Source organism: Campylobacter sp. 110, assembly GCF_002383965.1.
GTDB lineage: Bacteria > Campylobacterota > Campylobacteria > Campylobacterales > Campylobacteraceae > Campylobacter_D > Campylobacter_D coli.
Map to the genome: position 1 here is coordinate 17,393 of NZ_NXBD01000043.1, position 15,418 is coordinate 32,810.

General features: G+C 31.5%; 17 protein-coding genes and 3 tRNA genes. 12 read left to right on the top strand and 8 right to left on the bottom strand.

The window, feature by feature from the left end:
* Positions 1 to 2 precede the first annotated feature (2 nt).
* A complete protein-coding gene (locus BGS43_RS06195; protein WP_057044917.1) occupies positions 3 to 674 on the top strand; it encodes a menaquinone biosynthetic enzyme MqnA/MqnD family protein in 672 nt (223 codons plus the stop codon).
* Here the strand turns inward: BGS43_RS06195 and BGS43_RS06200 are convergent.
* Positions 671 to 1,321, bottom strand: a complete 651-nt coding sequence (locus tag BGS43_RS06200; RefSeq protein WP_025399140.1) for a potassium channel family protein — start codon at positions 1,319 to 1,321, stop codon at positions 671 to 673. The two genes, BGS43_RS06195 and BGS43_RS06200, sit on opposite strands and share 4 nt — an antisense overlap.
* Positions 1,322 to 1,331: 10 nt before the next feature.
* On the bottom strand, positions 1,332 to 2,675 hold the full coding sequence (locus tag BGS43_RS06205; protein WP_096569217.1) for a TrkH family potassium uptake protein: 1,344 nt from the start codon (positions 2,673 to 2,675) through the stop codon (positions 1,332 to 1,334).
* Between the two features lie 138 nt (positions 2,676 to 2,813).
* On the opposite strand from BGS43_RS06205, the gene BGS43_RS06210 reads away from it, so the two are divergent.
* Positions 2,814 to 2,889, top strand: a tRNA-Phe gene (locus tag BGS43_RS06210).
* A 215-nt stretch (positions 2,890 to 3,104) separates the two neighbouring features.
* Here the strand turns inward: BGS43_RS06210 and BGS43_RS06215 are convergent.
* A tRNA-Met gene (locus BGS43_RS06215) sits at positions 3,105 to 3,180 on the bottom strand.
* Between the two features lie 31 nt (positions 3,181 to 3,211).
* Positions 3,212 to 3,286 (bottom strand) — tRNA-Gln (locus BGS43_RS06220).
* A 106-nt stretch (positions 3,287 to 3,392) separates the two neighbouring features.
* Here BGS43_RS06220 and BGS43_RS06225 point away from each other — a divergent pair.
* The 5 genes from BGS43_RS06225 (at position 3,393) to lpxD (ending at position 8,061) form a co-directional block, all read left to right on the top strand.
* On the top strand, positions 3,393 to 4,412 hold the full coding sequence (locus BGS43_RS06225) for a bifunctional 3,4-dihydroxy-2-butanone 4-phosphate synthase/GTP cyclohydrolase II (protein WP_002825197.1): 1,020 nt from the start codon (positions 3,393 to 3,395) through the stop codon (positions 4,410 to 4,412).
* A 16-nt stretch (positions 4,413 to 4,428) separates the two neighbouring features.
* Complete coding sequence (locus tag BGS43_RS06230; RefSeq protein WP_002777611.1) at positions 4,429 to 4,872, top strand: GatB/YqeY domain-containing protein; 444 nt, start codon at positions 4,429 to 4,431, stop codon at positions 4,870 to 4,872.
* A 77-nt stretch (positions 4,873 to 4,949) separates the two neighbouring features.
* On the top strand, positions 4,950 to 6,650 hold the full coding sequence (locus tag BGS43_RS06235) for an acetolactate synthase large subunit (RefSeq protein WP_052780711.1): 1,701 nt from the start codon (positions 4,950 to 4,952) through the stop codon (positions 6,648 to 6,650).
* Positions 6,647 to 7,111: an acetolactate synthase small subunit gene (gene ilvN / locus BGS43_RS06240; RefSeq protein WP_002782017.1), complete on the top strand. Its 465-nt coding sequence runs from the start codon at positions 6,647 to 6,649 to the stop codon at positions 7,109 to 7,111. The genes BGS43_RS06235 and ilvN overlap by 4 nt, the downstream gene beginning before the upstream one ends.
* On the top strand, positions 7,108 to 8,061 hold the full coding sequence (gene lpxD, locus BGS43_RS06245; protein WP_002777599.1) for a UDP-3-O-(3-hydroxymyristoyl)glucosamine N-acyltransferase: 954 nt from the start codon (positions 7,108 to 7,110) through the stop codon (positions 8,059 to 8,061). The genes ilvN and lpxD overlap by 4 nt, the downstream gene beginning before the upstream one ends.
* A 2-nt stretch (positions 8,062 to 8,063) precedes the next feature.
* On the opposite strand, the gene queA is transcribed toward lpxD, so the two are convergent.
* From queA to hemW, 4 genes are all read right to left on the bottom strand, one after another.
* Complete coding sequence (queA, locus tag BGS43_RS06250) at positions 8,064 to 9,089, bottom strand: tRNA preQ1(34) S-adenosylmethionine ribosyltransferase-isomerase QueA (protein ID WP_096569220.1); 1,026 nt, start codon at positions 9,087 to 9,089, stop codon at positions 8,064 to 8,066.
* On the bottom strand, positions 9,086 to 9,832 hold the full coding sequence (gene tatC, locus BGS43_RS06255; protein WP_025399137.1) for a twin-arginine translocase subunit TatC: 747 nt from the start codon (positions 9,830 to 9,832) through the stop codon (positions 9,086 to 9,088). Before tatC ends, queA begins: the two co-directional genes overlap by 4 nt.
* The gene (gene tatB / locus BGS43_RS06260) at positions 9,833 to 10,237 is read right to left on the bottom strand and encodes a Sec-independent protein translocase protein TatB (protein ID WP_002825192.1); all 405 of its coding nucleotides are present in this window, start codon (positions 10,235 to 10,237) and stop codon (positions 9,833 to 9,835) included.
* Positions 10,238 to 10,299: 62 nt separating this feature from the next.
* Entirely contained in the window at positions 10,300 to 11,367 is a 1,068-nt protein-coding gene (hemW, locus tag BGS43_RS06265; RefSeq protein WP_002825190.1) for a radical SAM family heme chaperone HemW, read from the bottom strand.
* Positions 11,368 to 11,461: 94 nt separating this feature from the next.
* Between hemW and BGS43_RS06270 the strand changes: the two genes are divergently transcribed.
* The 5 genes from BGS43_RS06270 to folP are packed head-to-tail and all read left to right on the top strand — an operon-like array spanning position 11,462 to position 15,418.
* A complete protein-coding gene (locus tag BGS43_RS06270) occupies positions 11,462 to 11,932 on the top strand; it encodes an RNA pyrophosphohydrolase (protein WP_002777589.1) in 471 nt (156 codons plus the stop codon).
* Positions 11,932 to 13,134, top strand: coding sequence for an aspartate kinase (locus BGS43_RS06275; RefSeq protein WP_002777587.1), 1,203 nt, complete (start codon positions 11,932 to 11,934; stop codon positions 13,132 to 13,134). The genes BGS43_RS06270 and BGS43_RS06275 overlap by 1 nt, the downstream gene beginning before the upstream one ends.
* Positions 13,135 to 13,668, top strand: a complete 534-nt coding sequence (locus BGS43_RS06280) for a HobA family DNA replication regulator (RefSeq protein ID WP_002777585.1) — start codon at positions 13,135 to 13,137, stop codon at positions 13,666 to 13,668.
* Positions 13,668 to 14,279 carry a DNA polymerase III subunit delta' gene (locus tag BGS43_RS06285; RefSeq protein WP_057032758.1) on the top strand — a complete coding sequence of 204 codons (612 nt, stop codon included), beginning with the start codon at positions 13,668 to 13,670 and terminating at the stop codon, positions 14,277 to 14,279. Before BGS43_RS06280 ends, BGS43_RS06285 begins: the two co-directional genes overlap by 1 nt.
* A complete protein-coding gene (gene folP / locus BGS43_RS06290; protein ID WP_096569223.1) occupies positions 14,276 to 15,418 on the top strand; it encodes a dihydropteroate synthase in 1,143 nt (380 codons plus the stop codon). The genes BGS43_RS06285 and folP overlap by 4 nt, the downstream gene beginning before the upstream one ends.

A 15,418-nucleotide genomic window follows, 5' to 3' on the forward strand; every position in this document is an offset into this window, starting at 1 on the left:
AGATGATTTTTGGAAAAATTGATTATATTAATCTTTTGCCTTTGCATATATATCTTAAGAAATATCCCTTACCTAATGGTTATAAAGCAAGTATGGAGTATAAAAAAGGTGTTCCAAGTAAGCTAAATAAGGATTTGTTTTATAGAAGAATTGATGCAGCTATTGTTTCAAGTATAGAAAGCGCTAGAAAAAAATATAAAAATTTAGATTTGGGTATTTGTGCTAACAAAAGAGTTTTAAGTGTTTTAGTAGAAAAAAATACACCCAATGCTAAAGATCCAAGCTCGGCAACTTCTAATGCTTTAGCTAAAGTATTAAAACAAGATGGAAAAGTAATTATAGGCGATAAGGCTTTAAAGCTTTATCTAAAAGATCCTTCTAAATATATCGATTTATGTGCAAAATGGCACGAAAAAACAGGATTGCCTTTTGTTTTTGCTAGATTTTCTTGTGTGCAAAAAAAAGCTTTATATAAACAAATTTTGAAAAAATTTCCAAAAACAAAGATTAAAATTCCCTATTATATACTTCAAAAATATGCCAAAACAAGGGATTTAGATATAAAAGATGTTAGATATTATTTAGATGAAGTTATATATCATAAAATTTCTACCAAAGAAAAAACAGCCTTAAAGCGTTTTGTAAAGGCTTGCAAGGCTTTAAATCTTGCTTAGTGTTCAAATTCTCTAAGTTCCTTAACTGTTCCAAGGAGAATTACAACATCTCCACTATAAACTGTCGTGGTTTCTAAATCAGGTAGTATTTCCCAGTCGCTATTTAATTTTTTATAAGAAATCACTTTCATATTTTGTGCTACATGTTTTAAAGAATTTCCTGCTAATTTTTCATCTATATTGATCTTAATAGCTCGTACAGTATTTGCTGAAAGATCAAAAACTTCATAATCAGCATCTTTGGTTAAAAATTCTTTTACTAGTCTTTTAGCACTTTCTTTTTCAGGATAAATAACCTTTGTGGCGCCTAACTTAGAAAGAATTTGACCATGGATATTAGAGGTTGCTTTAGCAATGATATTTTTAACACCTATATCTTTAAGCGCCATAAGAGTAAGGATTGATTTTTCAACATTTTCTCCTATGCTGACAATAACAACTTCAACATCATGAAAGCCTGCTTCTTTTAGGGCTGAAATATTTGTAGAATCTAAAATATAAGCATAGCTTGGAGGATTTTGTATGCTTTTTAAAGCTTCCTCATCTTTATCTGCAACGATAACAGTATGACCTCCAGCAATGAGTTCATCTGCTACAACTGAGCCAAATTTTCCAAGTCCTATAATTCCATAATTAAGATTTTTCACGATTTTACCTTTATAAATTAACCTTTCCTTCAGGGAATTTTAAATGAATAGATTTGTCTTGTTTGAATACCGAGAGTAAAAAAGCAAAAACACCTATCCTACCACTTAGCATCATAATGATGATAATTACCTTGCTAGGATCACTAAACAAAGCGCATAAAGATAAAGTTCCACCATTTCCTACTGAAATTCCTACAGTTGCAAAAGCTGAAGAAGTTTCAAAAAGCAAGGCTATAAAATCAAATTTTGACTCTAGCAAGGAAAGCAAAATAACAGCTATTACTATATAAACAGCTGAACCTACAGCTATGATAAAAGCTTTAGATATAGTTTCTCTTGGAATTTCATGTCCAAAAATTCTAACTCTTCCATCGCGGATACTCCAATAAGCATAGAGCAATAAAACCATTACAGTTGTTACTTTCATACCCCCAGCTGTTCCACCTGGTGCACCACCAATAACCATAAACAATGATCCAAAAAATAAGCTTGCATCATGCAAATGTCCCATATCTAAGGTATTAAATCCTGCTGTACGGTAGTTAATAGCGATAAAATATGAGCTTAAAATTTTATCAAAAAATGAAAAATGTCCTATAGTTTGAGGATTTGAGTATTCAAAAGCAAAAATAATAAGTGTTGAAGAGAGTATAAGAAAAATACTTGCAACAACAACTATTTTTGTATGTAGGCTTAAATTTTGCAATTTTTTTCTTTGAAAAAAGTATAATTCAACCAAAACAAAATATCCAAGCCCTCCAATAATAATCAAAGAAGTGATAATAAGATTAATTGTTATATCATGTTTATAAGCTATAAGCCCATGTTCAAATATAGTAAACCCAGAATTATTAAAAGCGCTAATAGAATGAAAAATTCCAAACCATAAAGCTTTCTTAAAATTCATTTCAAGGGCAAAACGCATGGCAAGAAGTATAGCACCTATCAATTCTATAGTAAAAATGAACAGCAACACCTTTTTAAAAAATTTAAATAAACCATCCATTGATGGATAAAATAAAGACTCTTTTAGTAAATTTCTTGCACTAAAACCAACTTTTTTGCGTATGAGTATATAAACAAATAAACCTATACCCATATATCCTAAACCGCCAATTTGTACTAAAGCTAAGATAATAATTTGCCCTGCTAAAGTAAAATCAACCGCAGTGTTTTTAACTACTAATCCTGTCATACTAACAGCAGATGTGCTTGTAAAAAAGGCATCTAAAAAATCAATAGGAGTTGTATGTGCCCAACTTGAATGTAGCAATAAAGCCCCAAACAATGCAATAATAATATAACCAGCTAATAAAATTTTAAAAGTTCGTCTATCTAGTCCAAATTGTTTCAAAAAAATTCCATTTGATAATGATCTAAAGCGGGTATTCTATCTTATTAAAACTTTAAGGGAAATAAAATTTTATTTTTATATTTAAACTTAAATTAAAGAAAAAAAAGTATAATTACACTTTATTTTTAAAGACGACTTGGTTGGATAGCTCAGTCGGTAGAGCAGCAGACTGAAAATCTGCGTGTCGGCAGTTCGATTCTGCCTCTAACCACCATCATTTTATTTTTTATTAAAAATGACTTTAATTTCTTCCTAAGTTCTTCATCAAATTTTATTTAAAAATTTATATCATATTATATCTTATATGTTAGTTATAAATTTATTTTTATGTTATTTTATAATGCGATTTTTTTAGTTAAAAAATAAAATTCTAGAAAATTAAAATAAATCATTTTTGTATATTTAAGATTTAAAGTTATGGATAAGTTTTGGTTGCGAAGGGGAGATTTGAACTCCCGACCTTCGGGTTATGAGCCCGACGAGCTAACCACTGCTCTACTTCGCGACAATCAAATTTGTGTTTGAAGTTTAGTTCGTGGATGGGGTAAAGGGATTCGAACCCCTGAATGACAGGACCAAAACCTGTTGCCTTACCGCTTGGCGATACCCCAATATTTAATTTTTAAAAAGTAAAAATGAGATTATAATCAATTTTAATTTATTTGTCAAGCAAATGAAGTTATAATTTTAAAAAAAATAATATTTTAAGGATTATAAATGAAGTTTGTAAGCATTGAGCAAGCAATTAAGGATTTACAAGAAGGAAAAATGCTTGTAATGGTAGATGCAGAAGATAGAGAAAATGAAGGAGATTTGATTTTTCCAGCTCAATTTAGCACTAAAGAAAAAGTAAATTTTATGATAAAAGAAGCTAGAGGGGTTGTGTGTGTAGCACTCGCAGAAGAGCTTGCAAGAAAATTTGAACTTCCTTTGATGGTGCCCAAAAATACTTCAAATCATGAAACAGCCTTTACAATCACAGTGGATGCAAAAGATGCAACTACAGGTGTAAGTGCTTATGAAAGAGATATGACGATAAAAATTTTTGCAGACGATAATGCAAAAGCGAGTGATTTTGTACGCCCTGGACATATAAATCCTTTGATAGCCAAAAAAGGCGGTGTTTTAGAGCGCACAGGCCATACAGAAGGAACGGTTGATCTTTGTCATTTAGCAGGGCTTAAACAAGCTTGCGTGATTTGTGAGATTGTTAAAGATGATGGAGATATGGCAAGAAGAAGTGATTTGGAAGAATTTTGTACTAAGCATAATCTAAACATGATAGCTGTTTCTGATATCATAGAATATCGCTTAAAAAATGAAAGTCTTATTAAATTACAAGAAAAAAGTGATGCTATTTTAGCAGGTTTTAAAGCGCAAAAATTCATTTTTACAGATCATAATAATGCTCAGCATATAGCATTTGCATTTAAAGAAATTCAAAAATGTGAAAATGTTAAATTTCATATTAGTGGAAGTGATTTTGAGCTTTTAACCTCTGATAAATTTTCTAAATTATTAGATCAAATTCGTTTTTTGAGTGAAAATGGAGGAGTGATAGTTTTTATGCAGGGTGAAAAATCAAGTGCAACTCAATTTAAAAATTATGGTATAGGTGCGCAAATTTTAAGATATTTTGGCATAGAAGAGATTAAGCTTATGTCGCAAAGTTGTGATAAGGATTATATAGGCTTAAAAGGCTTTGGTTTAAATCTTAAAATTTGTAATTTTAACTAAAATAAAAGGATATACAATGAATTTAAAAGAGCAGATATTAAATGATATCAAAGAAGCGATGAAGCAAAAAGATGATTTTAAACGCGATACTTTAAGAACGCTAAATGCCGCGTTTAAACAGGTTGAAGTAGATGAAAGAATAGAGCTAAGTGATGAAAGAATTTTAAAAATTATCGCAAGCGAGATTAAAAAGCGCAAAGATGCTATCGAGCTTTATTCTAAAGGTGGAAGAGAGGATTTGGCACAAAAAGAACAAAAAGAAATAGCACTTTTTGAAAGTTATTTACCTCAACAATTAAGCGATGAGGAATTGCAAGCAGCTTTAAAAGAAATGATTGCAAATTTAGGGGTTAGTTCTTTAAAAGATCAAGGTTTGGTGATGAAAGAAGCAAAGGCTAAATTTGGAGCAAGGGTGGATGGAAAAAGATTAAATGTAACACTTAGAGAGCTTTTAAATTAAAATTTTCAAACTTTTTTATATTTTATCTAAATAAAAGATTGAATTATTGTTATAATTTGATTTTCAAAGGAGGCCTTATGAGAAAAATAAGCGGTTCAGCAATGATTTGCGAAGCTTTAAAAGAAGAGAATGTTAAGATAGTTTTTGGTTATCCTGGTGGAGCAGCCTTAAATATTTATGATGAAATTTATTTACAAAAGTATTTTAAGCATATTTTGGTGCGTCATGAGCAAGCTGCTGTGCATGCAGCTGATGCTTATGCGAGAATGAGTGGTGAAGTGGGTGTAGCTGTTGTTACAAGTGGTCCTGGTTTTACTAATACCATCACAGGACTTGCGACAGCTTATAGTGATTCTATACCTTTGGTTTTGATTTCAGGTCAAGTTGCAAATTCATTAATAGGCACTGATGCTTTTCAAGAAATTGATGCGGTAGGAATTTCTCGCCCCTGTGTAAAACATAATTATTTAGTCACTTGCATAGAAGAATTTCCAAGAATATTAAAAGAGGCTTTTTATATAGCAAAAAGTGGAAGAAAAGGTCCTGTGCATATTGATGTACCAAAAGATGTAAGTGCAGCCCTTGGTATTTGGGATTATCCAAAAGAAATTTCAATGAAAACTTATAAGCCTATTTATAAAGGAAATTCAAAACAAATTAAAAAATTGGCTGAAAATTTAGAAGAAGCTAAGCGTCCTCTTTTTTACCTTGGAGGCGGATGTATAGCATCAAATGCGGCTAATGAGATCAGAGAACTTGTTAAGATTACTCAAATTCCAGCCGTTGAAACCTTAATGGCTCTTGGAACTTTAAGAAGTGATGATGAGCTAAATCTTAAAATGGCAGGAATGCATGGAAGTTATACAGCTAATATGGCTTTGAGTGAATGTGATTTATTAGTAGCAATAGGCGCGCGTTTTGATGATAGGATTACAGGTAAAACAAGTGAATTTGCCAAGCATTCTAAAATAGTGCATATTGATATAGATCCAAGTTCTATTTCTAAGATTATCAATGCGCATTTTCCTATAGTTGGAGATATTAAAGAAGTTGTTAAAGAGCTTTTGGAAGAATTGAAAAAAAATCAATTTAAGTCAAATATCCATGAGTGGAGGCAAACTCTTAAGCGTTATGATGAGCTTTATCCTTTGGTTTATGAAGATAGCGATGAGGTTTTAAAACCTCAATGGGTAATACAAGAGTGCGCAAAACTTGCTCCAGATGCAAGGATAATCACTGATGTAGGACAACATCAAATGTGGGTTGCGCAATTTTATCCTTTTAATTACCCAAGACAGCTTGCAACCAGTGGCGGACAAGGAACGATGGGGTATTCTTTACCTGCTGCTTTGGGTGCGAAACTTGCGGTAGGAGAAGAAGTTGTTATAAATTTTGTAGGCGATGGTTCTGTTTTAATGAATATTCAAGAATTAATGACAGCTTATGAAAATGGTATTAAAACCATAAATATTATTTTAAACAATTCATTCTTGGGAATGGTTCGCCAATGGCAAAGCATGTTTTATGAAGAGCATTTTTCGGCTACAGATTTAAGCTTGCAAGCAGATTTTATAAAGATAGCTGAAGGTTTTGGATGTGAAGGATATAATATAAAAACAAAAGATGAGTTTCGCACAGCATTCAAGCAAGCTTTAGAGTCCAATAAAACAAGCTTGCTTAACGTATTTATAGATCGCTTTGAAGATGTGCTTCCTATGGTGCCAGCGGGTGGGGCTATTTATAATATGATTTTACCAAAATTAAAGGATAAGCAATGAGGCGTGTTTTATCGGTTATAGTTTTAAATGAACATGGTGTGCTTTCTCGTATCGTAGGACTTTTTTCAGGTAGGGGATATAATATCGATAGCTTAACCGTCGCTCCTTTACCAGGTGGAGAATTTTCTCGTATCAATATAGTTACTTTTGGAGATGAGCGTGTTTTTGAGCAAATAGTAAAGCAGTTGCATAAACTTATACCTACTTATAAGGTAATAGAAAGAGATGAATTTATAGAAAAAGAAATGGCGCTTGTAAAAATTCCACTCAGTGAAAATTTAGGTGGACTTGATGCCGTTTTGAAAGCTTATAATGGTACTATTGCAAATAGCAATGAAAATTTTCTTTTCTTGCTTGTAGCTGATGATACAAATCGTATAGAAAATTTTCTAAAAACAATTAAAAAATACAATCCTAGCGACATTGTTCGCAGTGGATCGGTTTTAATGGAGCTTAAATGAGATTAAAAGAAATAGCGGAATTTTTAAGTTTAGAATACGAAGGCGAAGATATCGAAATAACGGCTTTAAATTCTTTATTGAGGGCGAATTTTACCGAGCTTACTTATTGTGATGGTGAAAGAAATATTAAAGATATACCCAACACAGGAGCAGCAGCGATTTTGGTTGCTAAAGAATATGAAAATTTAGTACCTAAAGATACAAAAGCTCTCATTACTCAAAGTCCGCATTTGTGTTTTGCTTTTTTGAGTAAAATTTTTGCTAAACCTTTATTTAGCAACGCAAAAGAAAAAGTTCAAAATATAGCAAAAAGTGCAAAAATCATGCCAAATGTTTATATAGGCAATAATGTCAATATAGGCGAAAATGTTGTCATTATGGCAGGAGCTTATATAGGAGATAATGTTAGCATAGGCGAAGAAAGCATTATCCATCCTAATGTGGTGATTTATAATGATAGCAAAATTGGCAAAAAATGTCATCTACTTGCAAATTGCGTAATAGGAAGCGATGGGTTTGGTTATGCGCACAATAAAAATGGAGAGCATTATAAAATCTATCACAATGGTAATGTTATCTTAGAAGATTTTGTTGAAATAGGAGCTTGCACAACAATAGATAGAGCAGTGTTTGATAGCACTATCATTAAAGCAGGAACAAAAGTAGATAATCTTGTCCAAATAGGACACAATTGTGATATAGGACAAAATTGCATTATCGTTGCACAAACTGGAATTTCGGGTTCAAGTGAGCTTGGACGCAATGTGGTTATGGGTGGACAAAGTGCAACGAGCGGCCATTTAAGAATAGGGGATTTTAGCACTATTGCAGCACGCGGTGGTGTGAGTAAAAATCTTGAAGGCGGTAGGGTTTATGGGGGTTTTCCTATAATGCTTCAAAAAGATTGGCTTAAACTTCAAGCAAAAATTGCTATGAAATTTAAAGAATAAATTTATAAAATAAGCATAGCATCGCCATAAGAGTAAAAACGATATTTTTCTTTTATGGCAATATCATAAAGCTTAAGACAATTTTGCCTGCCTATAAATGCTGAAACCAACATAATCAGAGTTGATTTTGGTAGATGAAAATTAGTTAAAAGATAGTCCTGTCTTAAGGGCGGGTTGTGAGGATGCAAAAAAAGATCGCAAAAGCCTTGGTTTTGTTTGGTTCTTGCGTAGTATTCTATAGTCCTTGTTACTGTAGTGCCTACGCCTAAAATCTTTTTTTGAGAATCAATCGCTTCACATGCTTTTCTAGGAATATCAAAAAATTCACTATGCATTTTGTGATTTTCTAAATTTTCGCATTCTACACTTTTAAAAGTTCCTGCACCAACATGCAAAGTTAAATGATAAATTTCATGTCTTTTTTTTAAATTCTCAAGCATATTTTCACTAAAATGTAAGCTAGCCGTAGGAGCTGCTACTGCCCCTAAATTTTTAGCAAAAATACTTTGATAATCTTCTAAATCACTTTTTTCATCACTTCTTTTGATGTAAGGGGGTAAAGGTATATGTCCTATTGTATCAAGGAGTTCATAAAGCTTGAAGGTATTTAGAACTTCATCATTTTGAAAAAATTGCACCTTGCGTAAGCCATCATCTAAAAGTTCTATAACCTTGACTTTTAAATTTTGTTCAAAAGATAAAATTTCATCTTTTTTAACACACCCTTTAATTTGTGCTAAAAAAAGCGAATCTTGCGAATCTAAACAGGGTTGATGTAAGAAAAGTTCTATTTTTCCACCACTTGATTTATTTCCATAAATTCTTGCTTTAATCACCTTAGTATCATTAAAAAAGAGAGCACAATCGGGTAAAAAATCTTGTAAATTTTTAAAAGTAGTATGAGAAATTTGATTATTTTTTCGCTCAAAAACTAAGAGTTTAGCATCTTCTTTAGGATGCACAGGATAAGTAGCTATAAGTTCATTGGGTAAGGTATAATCATAGCTTGAAAGAAGTAAATCTTTCATTTATCGCTTTCTTCTTTTTCTTCATCTTTTGGAGCAGGATTTACTTTTTGAACAATTAAAATAGAAAGTCCATAAAGTCCGCAAAGTGGTCCAGCCATTAAAAATTGAGATAAGACATCAGGTGGAGTCATAAAGGCTGAAAAAACAAAAATAACTAAAACAGCTATGCGAAAATGGCGTTTTAAAAAACTATCATCAATAAGTCCAATTTTAGCAAAGAAAAATGCTATAACAGGCATTTCAAAAGCTAAACCAAAAGCAACGACTATTTTTGTAAAAAAGTCCACATAAGTTCCTATGGTGATTACAGGATTAAAATCTTCACTTAAACCAAAATTGATTAAAAATTTAAAAGCCAAAGGCACTACAATAAAATAACAAAAGCAAGCCCCTAAAGCAAACATAATGCTTGCAAAGCTTACAAAAGGTACTACAAGACGCTTTTCATTATCATAAAGACCTGGAGCTACAAATTTCCAAAACTGCCAAAAAATAACAGGTAAAGAAAAGATAAAAGCAGCAAAAAAGCTTACCTTCATAGCTGTAAATAAAGCCTCTTGAACTTCGATAACATTGACATGTTTAGCTACTTCGGGTAAAGCTTGAATAAGAGGTGCTTTTAATACATCTAAGATATAGCTACGAAAAGCAAAACATACTATAAACATTACAATCACGCAAGCAACGCTAATAAAAAGACGCTTTCTAAGTTCTATTAAATGCGGTCTTAATTCTTCAAACATTTATTTTTCTACTTTTTCTTGATTTTCAAATGGATTGAGTTTGGGTTTTTGATTTTCATTTGGATTTTGTTCGTTTGGGCTAGGGGTGGAATTTTCTCTGCTATCAAAAGTCAAATCCACTTTAGTTTTATCCAAAATATCTCTTTTTAAATCATCAAATTCTTCAAAACTAAGTTTTTTACGGATGTTTTCATTTGCACTTGAAAATTCATCTTTGTATTTTTTAGCTTCTTCCTTTAAATCATTGATACGAATTTCTTTTTCTATGCTTGATTTTGCATCATCGATATTGCGTTTTAAAGCCTTTAAAATTTTTGCTATTTGCACTATGGCTTCAGGAAGTTTATCAGGCCCTAAAACTAAAATTGCTACTATTAAAATTACAATAATTTCACCAAAACTCATAAATAATACTCTTAAAAATTTGAAATTTTATAAAAGGAACATTTTACTTAAAAAAGTTGAATTTAAGATGAGAGATATAAGGCAAGCTCATCGCTAATTAAAAAATTAAGATTATAATAACGCCCTTTTTCAAATTTGAGCTTTTTTTCTCTTACAAGCAAATTAGCCTTTTCTTTTTGAATTTTACTTAATTTGCATTCTTTAATACCCACTATACTTCTTAGTCCTAAAAATAAATGTTCCAAATTCAAATCTTCTTGATTTAGTTTTTCAACATCTCTAAATATAGGGTTTTGAAGATAGGCTTTTAAATTTTTAGCCGTATAAAAACGCTCATTTTTATAAGAACTCACTGCACTCAAACCACAGCCTAAATAATCCAAACCCTTCCAATAAGCTAAATTGTGTTTGCAAATTTGGGTTTTATTTTTGGCGAAATTGCTGATTTCGTATTGTAAAAATCCGAGCTTTTGAAGTTCTTGGATGAAAAATTTCATTAAATAGGGTGCGTTTTTTTTAAAATGATCCTTTTTTGCAAAAGCACTGAGTGGTTCTATGGTGAGATTATAAGCACTTAGATGAGTGATTAAATTTTTAATTTGTTTTAATTGTTTAAGTTCAAATTCAAGCATTTTTTTATCGTCTAATTTTGTATCATAAATCAGATCTAAATTAATCTTTTTAAATCCCAATTTGTTCACATTTTCTAAGGCTTTAAAAATCATTTTTTGATCGTGAATTCTTCCTAAAAATTCTAGCTTTTTAGTATGAAAACTTTGCGCCCCAAAAGAGATGCGATTAAGCCCTAAATTTTTCATTGTTTTAAGCCATTCTATATCGGCTGAATTGGGATTAGCCTCGCTTGAAAATTCTATATTTTTACTTAAAAAAGGTTCTATAAGTGTTAAGATCATTTCAAAATTTTTTGCACTAACAGCACTTGGGGTGCCTCCTCCTATAAAGAGGGTTTTAATACTATTTTTTTTAATATTTAATTTTTGCAAATGAAAGGAAATATCTTTATATAAAGCCTCAAAATACCTATTTTCATAATCATGTTTTTTTAGACTCGTAAAAGCACAATAATGGCATTTGCTTTCGCAAAAAGGGATATGAATATATAAATGCATAAAAACCTTAAAATTTATAATGTTATTTTCTTATTTTAATGAAATTTTGATTTCATTTAGGTTAAAATTATAAGCTTAAAATTGAAGGAAAAAAGTGGAAAAAGAAAAAAAATATAGACCCAATGTCGCTGCTATTGTTTTATCAAGCGCTTATCCTTTTGAGTGTAAGCTTTTTATAGCTAAAAGAAGCGATATGGATAATATTTGGCAGTTTCCACAAGGTGGTATCGATGAGGGAGAAGACCCTAAAAGTGCTGTATTAAGAGAGCTTAAAGAAGAGATTGGCACAGACGAAGTGGAAATCATAGCTGAGCATCCTGAATGGTTGAGTTATGACTTTCCAGAAAAGGTTGCTAAAAAAATGTATCCTTATGATGGACAAAGCCAAAAATATTTTTTAGTACGATTAAAACATGGCGCTAAAATCAATATTAATACAAAACATCCTGAATTTGATGCTTATCAATTTGTCGGAGTAAAACAAGTGTTTGAAATCATAAATCATTTCAAAAGAAATATTTATGTTAAAGTTATTAAATATTTTGAAGAGAAAGGTTATATTTAATGCTTATAGTTCAAAAATATGGCGGAACAAGTGTCGGCACTTTAGAACGCATTGATGCAGTAGCAGAGCGTGTCATAAAAAGTGCAAAAGAGGGACATCAACTTGTGGTTGTAGTTTCAGCGATGAGCGGAGTTACAAATACTTTAATAGAGCAAGCAGAATATTTTAGCAAAAATCCTAATGGCAAAGATATGGATATGCTTTTAAGTAGTGGTGAGCGCGTAACGAGTGCTTTATTGTCTATTGCGTTAAATGAAAGGGGATATCCTTCTCTTGCTTTTTCAGGAAGAAAGGCAGGAATTATTACAGATAGCGTTTCTACAAAGGCTAGAATTTCTTATATCGACACTCAAGCAATCACCAAGGCTTTAAATGAAGGAAAGATAGTTGTTGTAGCAGGCTTTCAAGGAGTTGATAAAGAGGGTGATGTTACAACTTTAGGGCGTGGCGGAAGTGATTTGAGTGCGGTTGCTGTTGCAGGAGCTCTTAAGGCGGATTTATGTGAAATTTATACCGATGTGGATGGAGTTTATACTACAGATCCAAGGATTGAACCAAAGGCAAAAAAACTTGATAAAATTTCTTATGAAGAAATGCTTGAGCTTGCTAGTTTGGGGGCTAAGGTTTTACAAAATCGCTCGGTTGAACTTGCAAAAAAATTAAATGTAAAATTAGTTACTAGAAGTAGTTTTAATGATAATGAGGGTACAATGATAACAAAAGAAGATGGAATGGAACAAGCTTTAGTTAGCGGTATTGCTTTAGATAGAAATCAAGCAAGAGTAACTTTAAGAAATATAGAAGATAAACCAGGGATTGCAGCTGAAATTTTTTCTGTTTTAGCGGATGAAAATATCAATGTAGATATGATCATACAAAATGTTGGGGTAGATGGAGCTACAAATTTAGGATTTACCGTGCCTCAAAACGAGCTTGATTTGGCAAAAAATGCTATGCAGAAAATTTTAGGTTCTAAGACAACTATAGAAAGTGATAGTGCTGTGGTTAAGGTTTCTATAGTGGGCGTGGGTATGAAATCACATTCGGGTGTAGCAAGCAAAGCCTTTAAAGCTTTGGCGGATGAGGGTATTAATATAGGTATGATTTCTACAAGCGAGATTAAAATTTCAATGATTGTACATGAAAAATATGGCGAGCTTGCGGTAAGAGCCTTGCATGAGTGCTATGGACTTGATAAATAAATGAGCGATTTTTTAAGTTTTACACTTGAAAATATCCGCAATGGCGGAACATTTATGGCTTGGATGGAGTCTCGTCGTTTAGAATGGGCTCCTTTAATGGCCGCAAGATTAAGATACCTTTTAGAGGGGCGAACCTTTGTTTTGATGTGTGATGAGCAAAGAGCTTGGTATGAAGAATACTTTTTAGCAAATATAAATTCCAAAACTACTCGCCCCATGCTTCCTTTTGTGTCTTTAAAATCACTATGTAAAAAAAAGATACAAAATATCGAAGATATAGCCTTACTTAATGATTTACTTGATATTTCGTTTCCTAATGGCTTTATTTATTTTTATATAGGAAGTGCAAGCGATAAGAAGTCATTAATCGCTAAATCACGCGACGATAGTCTTTTATGGCTTTTTGATGAGCAATTGCAAGATAGTTTTTATTTAAATTCCAAAGATAAAGATTTAGATGTCAAGCTCATCACTCTTTATAAACTTTTTGATACGAGTTTGGATGCGATTTTATTTTCCAAAGTGAGTCTTTAGTGTTTGTAAGTAAAATTATCATCACCGATGATTTTGACGGTATTAAAGCCGAACTTTTAAAACAATTTCATCCTAATTCTTTGCGCTTCATACCCAAAGAAGTTGCAAGTGAGTTTTTAATCGATGATGCCAAAGTGGTTGAAAAGGAAAGTTATATTGCAGAAACAAGTGAAAAAATCATTGTTTTAATGGCGAATTCTTTTAGGATAGAAGCTCAAAATTTTTTACTCAAGCTTCTTGAAGAGCCACCAAAAAATATTAAATTTCTTATCGTAGTTCCTTCTAAAAATTTACTTTTGCCTACTATAAAATCGCGTCTTATCTGTGAAAAACGCAACAAAATAAAGGCTAAAAATACTTTAAATTTAGAACTTAATAAAATGGATTTAAAGACTTTGTTTGAGTTTTTACAAGAAAATGAAAATTTAGATAAAGCAGAATTAATGGAAAAAATTGCACTGATTGCAGAAGAAAGTGTTAAATTTAAAGATTTTAATGCCGATGAACTTGAATTTTTTTATGAAAGTTATGAGCTTGCGAAATTAAATTCCAAAAGCTCTTTGATACTGGCTACGCTTTTATTAAATTATTATACAAAGAATGAAAAATGAAATTTTTTAAAATCAATCCAAACACTGATTTTAGCTTACTTTGCTCTTTTATAAATCCTCATAAAATGGGGCAAAAAATTATGAGTGAAAAAACTCAAATTTATTTTATTTTGATTAAAGATATAACTACTCCTGCGGCAAATATTTTAAAACAAGACGCCTTAAGAGTGGGAGCTGAGCTGATAACACACAAGGAAGTTATCACTGCTAAAATCACATATTCTAATGCGCTTTTAATGGCTACAAAAGAGCAAATTCACAAACTTATAAACAAAGAAAAACTTCAAGATTTTGGACTTAAAAATTTAGCTAGATTTTTAGAAAATGATTTTTCAAAACCAAAGCAAGCAGAGCTGATGGCAGTTATAAATGTCAATGAAGATAGTTTCAATGCTGATTCTAGGGTGAGTTATAAAGATTTTGAAGAAAGATTAAATGAAATTTTGGCCTTAAATCCCGAGTATATTGATATAGGAGCGGTAAGCTCTAGGCCAAAAAGCGTGTATTGTGGCAAGGAAGAAGAGTTTAGAAGACTTAAAAATGTGCTGGATTTAATTTATGATAAAAATTATTATGAAAAAGCTATTTTTAGTTTGGATAGTTTTGATGAATATTGCTTAGAATACGCTTTAAACAAGGGCTTTAAATTTATCAATGATATTAGCAGTTTAAGAAATCTTAATTTAGCTAAACTTGCAAGCAAATACAATGCAAAATACTGCCTTATGCATATGCAAAATGATCCTTTAACCATGCAAGATGATCCAAGGTATGATGATTTACTTGATGAAATGAGTAGTTTTTTTAAAGAAAAACTTGAAATTTTAGATACTTTAGGAGTGAAAGAAAGCATTTTAGATGTGGGAATTGGCTTTGGTAAAAGTGCAGAACATAATATGATTTTAATCAAGCATTTAGAACATTTTTTGCAATTTAAAAAGCTCTTGCTTGTAGGAGCAAGTCGTAAAAGCGTGATCAATGCATATTATGAAAGTGAAGTTAAAGATCGCTTAGCGGGGACTTTGTATTTGCATTTAAAGGCTTTTGAAAATGGTGCAAGTATTATAAGGGTACATGATTTATACGAGCATAAACAGCTTTTTGCAATGGCAAATGCGATGCAAAGCATAGGAGTTTAA